General features: G+C 44.3%; 12 protein-coding genes and 1 riboswitch. Of the genes, 8 read left to right on the top strand and 4 right to left on the bottom strand.

Annotated features, from left to right (window positions below):
* Nucleotides 1-70: 70 nt before the first annotated feature.
* The gene (locus ASL14_RS07360) at nt 71-745 is read right to left on the bottom strand and encodes an NAD(P)H-dependent oxidoreductase (RefSeq protein WP_134911073.1); all 675 of its coding nucleotides are present in this window, start codon (nt 743-745) and stop codon (nt 71-73) included.
* 144 nt (nt 746-889) lie between these two features.
* Between ASL14_RS07360 and ASL14_RS07355 the strand changes: the two genes are divergently transcribed.
* The 5 genes from ASL14_RS07355 to ASL14_RS07335 all read left to right on the top strand — a co-directional run bounded on the left by ASL14_RS07355 (nt 890) and on the right by ASL14_RS07335 (nt 4,209).
* Nucleotides 890-1,282 (top strand): winged helix-turn-helix transcriptional regulator, encoded by a 393-nt coding sequence (locus ASL14_RS07355; protein ID WP_134911072.1) that lies wholly within the window; start codon nt 890-892, stop codon nt 1,280-1,282.
* Between the two features lie 313 nt (nt 1,283-1,595).
* A complete protein-coding gene (locus ASL14_RS07350) occupies nt 1,596-2,618 on the top strand; it encodes an ABC transporter substrate-binding protein (protein ID WP_134911071.1) in 1,023 nt (340 codons plus the stop codon).
* Nucleotides 2,619-2,978: 360 nt separating this feature from the next.
* Complete coding sequence (locus ASL14_RS27880) at nt 2,979-3,131, top strand: phosphotransferase (protein WP_223264235.1); 153 nt, start codon at nt 2,979-2,981, stop codon at nt 3,129-3,131.
* Between the two features lie 165 nt (nt 3,132-3,296).
* Nucleotides 3,297-3,767 (top strand): MarR family transcriptional regulator, encoded by a 471-nt coding sequence (locus ASL14_RS07340; RefSeq protein WP_134911070.1) that lies wholly within the window; start codon nt 3,297-3,299, stop codon nt 3,765-3,767.
* 148 nt (nt 3,768-3,915) lie between these two features.
* Complete coding sequence (locus ASL14_RS07335; protein ID WP_223264234.1) at nt 3,916-4,209, top strand: hypothetical protein; 294 nt, start codon at nt 3,916-3,918, stop codon at nt 4,207-4,209.
* A gap of 124 nt (nt 4,210-4,333) precedes the next feature.
* Here ASL14_RS07335 and ASL14_RS07330 read toward each other — a convergent pair whose 3' ends face one another.
* From ASL14_RS07330 to ASL14_RS07320, 3 genes are all read right to left on the bottom strand, one after another.
* Nucleotides 4,334-5,767 (bottom strand): stalk domain-containing protein, encoded by a 1,434-nt coding sequence (locus ASL14_RS07330; protein WP_223264233.1) that lies wholly within the window; start codon nt 5,765-5,767, stop codon nt 4,334-4,336.
* 224 nt (nt 5,768-5,991) lie between these two features.
* Nucleotides 5,992-6,627 carry a cyclodeaminase/cyclohydrolase family protein gene (locus ASL14_RS07325; RefSeq protein ID WP_134911069.1) on the bottom strand — a complete coding sequence of 212 codons (636 nt, stop codon included), beginning with the start codon at nt 6,625-6,627 and terminating at the stop codon, nt 5,992-5,994.
* Nucleotides 6,624-7,490, bottom strand: coding sequence for a bifunctional 5,10-methylenetetrahydrofolate dehydrogenase/5,10-methenyltetrahydrofolate cyclohydrolase (locus tag ASL14_RS07320; RefSeq protein WP_134911068.1), 867 nt, complete (start codon nt 7,488-7,490; stop codon nt 6,624-6,626). The genes ASL14_RS07325 and ASL14_RS07320 overlap by 4 nt, the downstream gene beginning before the upstream one ends.
* Nucleotides 7,491-7,603: 113 nt before the next feature.
* Nucleotides 7,604-7,688, bottom strand: a riboswitch (ZMP/ZTP riboswitch).
* 219 nt (nt 7,689-7,907) lie between these two features.
* On the opposite strand from ASL14_RS07320, the gene ASL14_RS07315 reads away from it, so the two are divergent.
* The 3 genes from ASL14_RS07315 to ASL14_RS07305 all read left to right on the top strand — a co-directional run bounded on the left by ASL14_RS07315 (nt 7,908) and on the right by ASL14_RS07305 (nt 10,765).
* Nucleotides 7,908-8,963 carry a Delta(5) desaturase DesA gene (locus ASL14_RS07315; RefSeq protein ID WP_134911067.1) on the top strand — a complete coding sequence of 352 codons (1,056 nt, stop codon included), beginning with the start codon at nt 7,908-7,910 and terminating at the stop codon, nt 8,961-8,963.
* A 72-nt stretch (nt 8,964-9,035) separates the two neighbouring features.
* Nucleotides 9,036-10,169, top strand: coding sequence for a sensor histidine kinase (locus ASL14_RS07310; RefSeq protein ID WP_134911066.1), 1,134 nt, complete (start codon nt 9,036-9,038; stop codon nt 10,167-10,169).
* Nucleotides 10,166-10,765, top strand: coding sequence for a response regulator transcription factor (locus ASL14_RS07305; RefSeq protein ID WP_025683815.1), 600 nt, complete (start codon nt 10,166-10,168; stop codon nt 10,763-10,765). The genes ASL14_RS07310 and ASL14_RS07305 overlap by 4 nt, the downstream gene beginning before the upstream one ends.
* The last annotated feature ends 9 nt before the right edge of the window (nt 10,766-10,774 follow it).

Raw genomic sequence — 10,774 nt, 5'->3', positions numbered from 1 at the left:
ACAAGAACCGAAGAATCGAAGAACCGAGAGCATATCGCTTTCGGTTCTTTTTGGTCTTCTCGTCCTTTAGTTATACCCATTCAATAACTTGATCCGCAGGTCGCCGAGTTTTTCCACGCAGCTCATTCAGACGGTATCCAAAAGCCACCATGCAGGAAATGCCGAAATGCTCGGCATCCATGATGCCTTCTTCGGAAAGAATTTGTTCAATTTTGTTTTTATTAAAACCTTCGATCGGACAGGAGTCAATTCCGATTTGAGCTGCCGCTGTCATCATATTGCCCAGTGCGATGTAGGTTTGTCGGCAACCCCACTCGAACATCGCTCTTTCATTTTCCTCCAGCCCAAAATCCGATTTCAGGAAGGCGTCATATACCTTTGCTTTGCCTTGAGCCACTTCAGCAGGCAATTGCTGTACGTTTTCCATTACACCCTTGATATAGTCGGATGAGGCCAACATGTCTTTAGGCAGTCTGGAGAGAATGAGTACAAAATGGCTCGCTGTAGGTAGCTGTTTTTTGGCTCCCCAAGAGTACGGGAGCAGCTTCTCACGCATGGCGTTACTTTGGACGACAACGAACCTCCAGGGTTCAAAGCCGAACGAGCTGGGGGATAAACGACCTGTTTCAAGAATAAAATCGAAGTCCGAATCGCTGATTTTCTTATGGCTGTCAAATTCTTTGGTAGCATGTCTGAACTCATATGCAGATAAGATTTGATTTTTAGTTGTTGTTACGGTGTCCATAGTTTACTCACTCCTTGTGAATTTTTATTGAATTTGACGCTTACCAAGTGGCATGCTTAATATTAGAATATACAGGACTGTTTTAGAAGTACGCACATTAATGTGCTGTAGTATACAAAATGATACCAAGGGGGAAAAATACCTATGCGAAATCGGAAAGGCGGCTTTGGAGAATGTCCCGATGGAAAGGATCAGGCCTGCCCGGTGGAGTACACACTGGATGTGATTGGAGGCAAATGGAAAGGGATACTCTTATATCATCTAATGTATGGAACCAAGCGGTTTAGTGAGTTTCGGCGAATCTGTCCGGGGATCACTCAGCGCATGCTGACGCTCCAGTTACGCGAGTTGGAAGAGGATGGTGTAGTTCACCGTGAAGTCTATCAGCAGGTTCCTCCCAAAGTCGAATATTCTCTAACCGAATTTGGAAGAACTCTGACTCCGATTATTAACTTAATGAAGGATTGGGGAGAAGAATATAAAACCAAGCATCGTTCATCAGAAAGCTGCATGGAGCCATCCAAGCCCAGCTTGTAGAGGATGTTCATCTTTCAATACAGGTACGCACAAAAGGCACTTACGATCGTATGCTAGAGCATATACCGTAGGGCCTTTTGCGGTTTATCTATAAGAGTATTTTGCATAAATCCAGTGAGAGACTGGAATCAAATGATTCATAAGGCTGAACCACTCATCGGATGATTTGGTCAGGTATTCTCCAGTTCCCCTCTTTTTTGAAACTTCGATTTTAAGTTGACAGCAGGGAGGCTGCCTGATATATTTCTTACGATATTGATAATCATTATCATGCAATTGAAAAGATCATTTTTACAATACATAGGGGGCTAATATGTTGAAGAAAAAATCGTTTTTTATTTTGGCTGCTATGATGCTCGTATTGTCTGTATTCATTAGCGCTTGCGGCGGAAACAGCAATGGTAATCATTCCGCTTCATCTTCAGGAGATAAGCAAGAGTCAGCTTCCACTGGAGAGAAAAACGCTGATACGACAGACGGTCAGATGCGAAGCTTTAAAACGGTCAAAGGGGAGATTCAAATTCCGGCCAAACCGCAGCGTATTGTGACGGATTTTTACGGCGGAGAATTACTGTCCGTAGGGGCTAATGTGGTGGGTGTGGAGCCGACGGCCTTTCAAAATCCTTTCATAACTGATTTGCTCAAGGAAAAGGGGACCAAAGAAGTGGGTGACCCGACCAATTTGGAGAAGACGCTGGAACTCAAACCCGATCTGATTGTGGTGATGAAGGATACAAACTATGAGGCTTTATCTAAGATCGCCCCGACCTTGTATATTCCGTATGGCACTACGACTAACATTTATGATACGGTCAAGCTGTTTGGTGATATTACCGGAGAAAAAGAGAAGGCCGCACAATTTATTGCCGCATTTGATAAAAAGGCTGCGGAAGGCCGCGCACGACTTAAAGGAGTTATTGACGAAAAGGCTACCTTTGGTTTGTATGAGCTAACGGACAAGAACGCCCTTTGGATATTTGGAGACAATGCAGGCCGGGGCGGACAAGCCGTATACAATGCGCTTAAGTTGAACATGCCGAAGAAAACGGTAAACTCCAAGGAACAAACCGTACAGCTTTCGCTGGAGGTATTGCCACAGTACGCCGCAGATTATATGTTCCTGACAACCTATGACCCGGAGAAAAAGGGAGACGCGCTCAAGCAACTGAAATCGTCAGCTGTGTGGGGGAACCTTCCTGCGGTGAAGAACAATAGAGTGTTCTTTAACGATTTTGATACGTACTATCGCTATGATCCGATCGCCATTAACGGACAGATTGATATGATCGTGGATATGCTGATTGAAAGAGAAAAAGAGAATAAAGCTAAACAATAAGTGTATGATCCACTGATAAGCACTTCACTACTTGGGAATTATGGCCGGAAGTGAGGTGCTTTTTTTTGTTGAAATCATTCAGATCTAATGGAAGCATTTCATCGATTTTTCGATTTAAATATAATTGAAATCTGTTCCCATCCAACGAGGTTGGGTTAAATCTAAAATGGAAAATCACCACGAACAAGGAGACTTTTCTGGTTAAACGACGGGACGCTAGGGAGCAAAAACACCCCGAAATTTGTGCTCCCCAGCCGTAAGGAACGTTTAGCCTTTTGGGATTCAGTATCGAAATAAGCGGAGGAAGCTGATAAAAAAGAGCTATATGCTGATATCGAAACCTAGCGTAAGGCAACAGAAATGATACATGCCGAGATGATGGATGCACTTCCACCCGGTTGGGTCCATCGTGACCTTTGGACGGACAATGTTCTATTCAACGATGATAAGCTAAGTGCAATTCTAGATTTTGACCGCCTAGATTATGACTATACACAGTTGGATATTGCTTGATCAGTCATACAGATTCGCTAAAGAAATGGACTGGCTCGCTGTAAATTATAAAGATTTACCTGATCTATTAGGGGATATGTAGAGGTTACGAATGGGCTATTGACAGTTATTTTGTTAACCAGTAAACTTAAATTATTAACCGGTTAACAAAAAAGGAGTGGAACTATGAATCATATAAAGCAAGAACAGACATTTGAAGCCGTTCAGCATTTTCTGCTGGCAAGAGAAAGAAGTGTTCAGAAACGTCAAGCTTTGTTAGATACTTTGACGGAAGAAGTAAATAAGGAGAATCGAAGATGGACGACTACCCAGCTTCATATTCTCTCTCTGATCAATAGTAGTCAGGGAGGCATGAATAATGCATCATTGGCTGCTGAACTGAATATATCCAAGCCAGCGGTCACCAAAGCCGTGAATATTCTTATTGAACATCATTTAGTACTCACGTCGAAAAAATCGGACAATCATAAAGAATTATATTATAACGTAACGGATGAAGGTAGGAAGTTAGCTGCTGTACATGATCGGATGCACCAACAATTAAAGGAACGATACAATCAATTATTTGATGCTTTTTCTGAAGAAGAATTAGACGTAGTCATTCGGTTTCTTAATGCATGGTCCCAACTACTATAAAACTTGGAGTGAGCAGAATGAACAGAGCAGAGGCAAAAGTATTTCTAACCCATATGTATAATGACATTGTTGTGAGGTTAAAGGTAGAAAAATTCCTGATTATTTTGCACCCGAGTATATCCAGGTTACGGATGGAGTCACTACGAATATGGAGGAATTTGCCCAGCATATTGCTACATTACAAAAGCTGATCGGCAATATCATGATTTCACCGTTTTATGACTTTTTGTATGATGATGAGCTACAAAGCGCTACTTTACGGTATACCGTGGATATTATAAAAAAGATGGAAAACAGGGGCGGGTCGAGCTTATTGCTATTTTTGAATTTAAAGATGGAAAGATTCTGCGCTGTAACGAATTGTCATGCCCCCTGGAAAGTGACGAAAGCTTTAAAGAAATTGCGAGCGTCAACCAAAACGGATGGAGAATGTAGCTTGTAATACAGACCTTAGCAAAGCCATAAAAGAACCAGTCAAAACATGAATCATATTTCGACTGGTTCTTTTTTAAATTTAAATTGCTGGGTCTGGTTTTGTTTGCAGCACATTCGACATATCAATTTTCTTATTTCGTCGTAATGACGATAGTATCTTCTTTTTGCATCCAATCTACCTTGGCCCCCAGCGTTTCGCTGATCAGCCTCAGTGGAAGATAACCAATACCGTTCACCGTGAAGGGAGGATTGGTGAGTTTCACAACGTTACCGTTCAACGTTGTCTGCCCGTTTTTAAGATTAATTTGCAGAGAGACGGGATTGGCTCCTGTCTTGGACTGATTAATTTCCGCTATTTTGCTGTTAAAATCATAAGTGACCTCGGCCCCCAGCTTGTCAAAAACAGAACGAAGGGGAATAAACGCCTGCCCGTTGCGGGTAATGACACCGTTACTTAGGGGGACAGGTGTATCATTGAGACGAACGAGAATCGGCTTTTGTACCGGAACCGGCGTACTGTAGAGAAATTCATAATCCCCTATGCCAAGCTGCGTATGTTTGTTGACCCCCCAGCCCCATAGGGTGCCGTCTGTTTTTTGCATGATCACATGCCGTAATCCGGCCTGGATGCTTTGAATATTTTTGGCGAGTAATTTAAAAGGGACAGTGGACGATAATTTCTCACCTTCCAAGGACGCTTCATATACATTCCCGCCTGTCGTCAGTGCAAGGATAGAGCGTTCAACGATAAAGACGTCTTTGACATCCTTTATACCTGTTAACAATACAGGGTTATTTTCGTTGTGATAGGTTGTACTATCCGAGTAACCTGTGACCGTTTCACCCCAGAACCATAACCGTCCTTGTCGATCAATCGCGAGATTGGAACTCCCATTGGTCTTAATTGTTTTGATGTCCGATAAGGCTTGAATCTGCGATGCAGATAAAGCTTCGGATGGGGTAGCATTTTTTTCAAATACCTTGGGCCATGTCCATACAGTACCGTCTTTCTTTAAGGCTATGTTTTTGGAGATAGCAGTAATATCCTTTAATGATGGAACAGGCTCAAAGCCCTGCAAGGACCTTGTATTTTTCCATACACTTCCATCCTTCTTCAAGAAGATCCAGCGTTCCTCATATTGCGGTCTTTCTTCATAGTAACTATCCAATTCTGTAACCTCGTCGATGCTGGAAAGAGTTTGAAAAGGGCCAAAGTTGCTATCATTCTCGATTCGATCAGCAGATGATACGGTTCCTTCGGCGCTTAGGGCGAGTACATGATCATTCATAATACGCACGTCTATGATGTTTTGTAGTCCTTCCAGAGGAATGAATTTCACGGATTCAGAAATGTTGTTTCTTGGCACATACCAGGCGGAATGATCTTGTAAGGTAAATACCAGATCGCCTTCCTGGATTATATTCGAAAATGTTCTTACAGCGTTTGGCTTATCCTCTACACGAGTCGGTACGGATTGATTATAGCCCCATAACCACAAGCTCCCATCGGATTGAATCAGACTCCCGGAATCATAGGAGCGAATACGGGACGTCGATTCATGCACTGGAACTGAACAATAACAACGCGATCATACTGATTAACAGAGTACGTCTTTTCATGCGTTTTTCCTCATTTCTTCATCAATGTATATAAGGTGAAAATAACGCCTTGGGGAATATCTCCTTATCAATAGACGAAGAATTTATAGAAAAGTTTTCCAAAACACATCTATTCGAATAAAACAACCTCCAGAAACCCACGCTTAGAGTGGATTTGGAGGTTGTTTTTTTAGCCTGTTATTCGGCTGCGCACGATCAATAAGGTTTGAGCTTTGATTTGTCCAATTTCATCGATGAGTGCAGCCGTTTTCGCTTCATAGGCGTGTTTGGCATCCAAATCTTTCAGTGAAGCAAGGTTAATTTCAACGGTGAGCAGGGCGGATTGGGCGGCAGCCTCGAACAGGATCGCGCCTATGCCGAGATCAGAAATGACATTTTTGTTGGACAGTTCCACAATACTGTAGGCACGCTGCATTCCGTCCCGGCATACTTCCAGCAAACGCATCGGCACCTCAATGGCGGCGATCACCGCGGTCTGTAGGGAATGGGTGCGATAGCGTTTTTCTTCGTCTGTTTCTTTGGGCAAGCGCAATGCGGTCATGTATTGTTCAAAGGATTGAATATCTGCGGTCATCAGTTCCTCACAGCGCGCAGACAGATTTTCCATGCTATGAATCACTTCAGTGATTTGACCATGAACATGCGCGTATTTTTCTCCTTGGGAAAGGTTGGCGGTCATGGAGGTCATAGCCACGCCCAGTGCCGCTGCCAGTGCGGATACACTTCCTCCGCCGGGGGTAGGCGCTGCGCTTCCAGCTTCTTTCAGAAAATGTCGAATGGAATCATTCCACGACAGTTCACTCATGAATAAACCACCTCTCGGGAGTATTGTTGCAGATCAATCGCTTTGAGCAGATTTTTGTACAAGATGGCAGTCGTTAATGTGCCGACACCGCCGGGAACCGGAGAAATCGCATGTACCTTTTCCCCAACGTCCGAAGCGGCATCCCCCACTATTTTTCCCCCCAGCGTCTCGTTAATTCCTGCATCCACCAGAATCAGGCCGGGATGGACCATATCCTGCGTAATCACATCAGGGCAACCGACTGCCACGAAAGCAATGTCCGCATGACTCAAATGCTCTGCAATATCACGGGTGCCTGCATGACAGGCGGTAACGGTGGCATTTTCTCTTTGCAGCATGTGAAAAAGGGGGAGTCCCACCGTCTGTCCTATGCCGACAAGGGTGACATTTTTGCCTGCCAACGTGTGACCGTAATGCTTGAGCAGCTCAATACAGGCTTGAGGCGTAGCGGGATACAATCCGGCTTCACCTGTAACGGTAGCCAGCTTGTTACCTGGGGTAATTCCATCAATATCCTTGTACGGGGCGATGGATTGTTTAATGACGGAGGCGGATAGATGCTGGGGAAGAGGCAATTCCAGCATAATACCATGTATATGGGAGGCTTCATTCAGGCTGCCAATCAGGTGAAGGAGTTCGGCTTCGCTTACATGGCGGTCAAAGGTATGAAGATGAAAGGAGATGCCCAGCTTCTCCGCTATTTTCTGCTTGGTCCGGGCGTAGTAGGCAGAGGCAGGATCGCCTTCTACCAACAGTGTTGCCAAATGAGGGCGATGCCCTTGCTGTTTCATTTGTTCTACCTTGGTACGGATCGTTGCATACACTTGCTCAGCTGCTTCTTTGGATTTCATAATGATAGCCATAGTTCGAACCTCCTCTAAATTTATCGCATGATGGAATCAACAGGGTGTTATGGTCTTTTAAAACGAAAAAAAGTATTTGCACAAGGTCGTCACGACAGACGAATCCTCTGCAAATACTTCTCCCAGGCGAACGGCACGCTTTCATTGTATGCTCCCTCGTGGTTGATTCCACTGACTTCGCCAGTCACATACAGCGTTATATATCTTATATTTTAGCAAATAATCTTCCGAAAAGAAAGCCGTGAACATTTGGCAAAGAGGTCATGTTATTTGTCTATATGACAAATGTCATATTCCCGAAATGACGTTTATGACTACAGCGAACACAGGTATCCCCTTATACTGAGGTTAGATCAACATGTACGCCTGACGAGATCAAGATACGGGCGTCATTTTAAAGGAGGATCAACATTAAGTATGACACAACTCCCATTAGCCCAATTGAAAAAAAACATGGCTCCCTATGAGAAAATAAACACGAAATCCAGCGTTCTGCAACTCATTAATACCCTGGGTCCACTGATCCTGCTATGGTATGCCGCTTATCTTAGTCTGTCGGTATCGTATTGGCTGACTCTTCCGATTACTATTATTACTTCCGGATTTGTTATACGAGCATTTATCATTTTTCATGATTGTGGTCATCAATCGTTCTTCAAAAGTCGCAAACTGAATGACATTGTGGGCACGATTACAGGTATTATAACACTTTGCCCGTATGAACAATGGAAAAATAGCCACGCGATTCACCATGCAACCAGCAGTAATCTGGACAAACGGGGCACAGGTGATATGTGGGTGCTTACGGTGGAAGAGTATGTAGAAGCTTCCGCATGGACACGACTGGCTTATCGTGTATACCGAAGTCCAGGGGGTATGTTCGGACTCGGTCCGATCTACACTTTTTTGATTTCCTATCGCTTTAACACAAAGAAGGCAAAACGCAAGGAAAAAATGAACACCTATTTGACGAATGTATCCCTCGTCGTATTGTACGCTCTGTTGTGCTGGGCCATCGGATGGCAGAATTTTGTTTTGATACAGGCACCTATTTTTTTTGTATCAGGTGTGCTGGGAATCTGGTTGTTCTATGTACAGCATCAGTTTGAGGATTCGTATTTTGAGCATGATGAAGAGTGGAGCTATATTAATGCAGCTGTAGAAGGCAGCTCTTATTATAAGCTTCCTAAGGTGTTGCAATGGATTACAGGTAATATCGGCTTCCATCATGTTCATCATTTGAGTCCGAAAGTACCGAATTACAATTTGGAGAAGGCGCATGATGCAACCCCACAGCTTCAAAAAGCGACGACTATCACGGTGAGCACAAGTCTGCAATCTCTGAAGTTCCGGCTTTGGGATGAAAGCACGAAAACCTTTTTGACCTTTAAACAAGTGAAGCCGTTGCTCAGCAAACGTGCTGCCGTTACGAAACCCGTCCCTACACCTGTTGTGAGCACGGAAAGAAAATAACTTTGTACGAAACACGGTATGATAAGATAAGGGATATAAGCTGAATTAGTGAAATGATAAAGGGTGGGCAGGATGCAAAAATGGTATCAGATTTTCCAAAGAAATACGGGACTTAACCCTTATGTATGGGTTGTCTTTTATATCCTGCCCTTCTATTATTTTAGCTCCTCATCTACAAGCCATATTGTGCTGGGTATCGCCATTATTTTAGTGTTTTTTGCTTGTTATGTACTGGCTTTTGTCTCTCAAGGCTGGCTGATCTACTTCTGGACCAGTGTACAGATTGCGATATCCATAACCATGACGCTGTTATTCAGCTATATGTATTTCTCGATATTTATCGCTTTTCTGATTGGTAATATCAAAAGCAAGGCCGCATTCACTACACTGTATATTGTTCTGATGGTCTGTACCATTGGATTGATCAATTACGGCTTCGTAGCTCAAGATCCTGTTTTTATTAAGCAGCTTCCTTTTATTCTGCTGAATCTGCTTGGTGTAATCTTGATTCCGATAACCACTTTTAACCGAAATAAAAGTGATCGGCTTCAAGTGCAATTGGAGGATGCCAATAAGAAAATATCGGAATTGATTAAGCTGGAGGAGCGGCAAAGAATTGCGCGCGACCTGCATGATACTCTCGGTCAAAAGCTGTCACTCATCGGACTGAAAAGTGATTTGGCTGGCAAGCTGATGGATCAGTACCCGGAGCGGGCTCACGCTGAAATTAACGATGTTCGTCTTACGGCGAGAAGTGCGTTAAAAGAAGTGCGGGAAATGGTCACTCAGATGCGAGGTATGCGATTAGAGGATGAATTACTGCGTATTCGGCAGATTTTAAAGGCTGCTCACATTGAATTCACCTTGGAGGGCGATCCGAAGCTGGAGCATACGTCCTTAATGAACGAGAATGTGCTCAGTATGTGCATGAAAGAGGCGGTGACCAATGTGGTTAAGCACAGTGGCGCTACAGCCTGCTCCATTGCCATTGAGCCGTCTCGTAAGGAGCTGACCCTTCGGATTCAGGACAATGGAGTCGGCGTTACGGGAGAAAATGCAGCCTTTCGGGGGAATGGTCTGAAAGGGATGAAGGAACGGCTGGAATTTGTGAACGGGTGTATGGAACTGCGTTCAGATCAGGGAACGGCCCTGATCATAAAAGTGCCGAATATCACTGAAAAGCCAAATGAGGAGGTGGGGCCATGATTCGAATCGTCATTGCGGAAGACCAGCGTATGCTGCTGGGTGCTTTGGCCTCCCTGCTGGACTTGGAAGAGGACATGAAAGTAGTCGGAAAAGCAAGCAACGGGGAAGAGGCTTTAGAGCTGGTCAAGCTGCATCAGCCGGATATATGCATCATGGATATCGAAATGCCAATCAAGAGCGGATTGGATGCGGCTGAGGAACTTAAGGGCTTGAATTGCAAGGTGCTGATCCTGACCACGTTTGCCCGTCCCGGATATTTTGAACGGGCCATCAAGGCAGGCACGCACGGTTATCTGCTCAAGGACAGTCCCAGTGAAGAACTGGCTTCTTCGATTCGAAGTATTATGGCAGGCCGTCGCATTTATGCTCCAGAGCTGGTCGATGATGCTTATGCCGAAGTTAACCCGCTGACCGAGCGTGAGAAGACCGTCTTGGCGCTCATTGCTGACGGGAAGAACACCAAAGAGATTGCCGGTGAGCTGTACCTGACGACAGGGACGGTGCGCAATTACATTTCAGTCATTCTGGATAAGCTGGGTGTCAGCAACCGGATTGAGGCGATTACGCGCTTTAATGAAAAAGGGTGGTTTAAATAAGCGGGAGAC

The organism is Paenibacillus sp. IHB B 3084, from assembly GCF_001447315.1.
In the GTDB taxonomy this organism is placed as follows: Bacteria; Bacillota; Bacilli; order Paenibacillales; family Paenibacillaceae; genus Paenibacillus.
Note: the sequence above shows the minus strand (reverse complement) of the source record. Positions and strands in the feature narration are given on the sequence as shown.

Bases quoted from the DNA above. Each gene is read 5' to 3' on its own strand.
- ASL14_RS07360 (WP_134911073.1), bottom strand. From the start codon at position 745: ATGGACACCGTAACAACAACTAAAAATCAAATCTTATCTGCATATGAG.
- ASL14_RS07355 (WP_134911072.1), top strand. From the start codon at position 890: ATGCGAAATCGGAAAGGCGGCTTTGGAGAATGTCCCGATGGAAAGGAT.
- ASL14_RS07350 (WP_134911071.1), top strand. From the start codon at position 1,596: ATGTTGAAGAAAAAATCGTTTTTTATTTTGGCTGCTATGATGCTCGTA.
- ASL14_RS27880 (WP_223264235.1), top strand. From the start codon at position 2,979: ATGATACATGCCGAGATGATGGATGCACTTCCACCCGGTTGGGTCCAT.
- ASL14_RS07340 (WP_134911070.1), top strand. From the start codon at position 3,297: ATGAATCATATAAAGCAAGAACAGACATTTGAAGCCGTTCAGCATTTT.
- ASL14_RS07335 (WP_223264234.1), top strand. From the start codon at position 3,916: ATGGAGGAATTTGCCCAGCATATTGCTACATTACAAAAGCTGATCGGC.
- ASL14_RS07325 (WP_134911069.1), bottom strand. From the start codon at position 6,627: ATGAGTGAACTGTCGTGGAATGATTCCATTCGACATTTTCTGAAAGAA.
- ASL14_RS07320 (WP_134911068.1), bottom strand. From the start codon at position 7,490: ATGGCTATCATTATGAAATCCAAAGAAGCAGCTGAGCAAGTGTATGCA.
- ASL14_RS07315 (WP_134911067.1), top strand. From the start codon at position 7,908: ATGACACAACTCCCATTAGCCCAATTGAAAAAAAACATGGCTCCCTAT.
- ASL14_RS07310 (WP_134911066.1), top strand. From the start codon at position 9,036: ATGCAAAAATGGTATCAGATTTTCCAAAGAAATACGGGACTTAACCCT.
- ASL14_RS07305 (WP_025683815.1), top strand. From the start codon at position 10,166: ATGATTCGAATCGTCATTGCGGAAGACCAGCGTATGCTGCTGGGTGCT.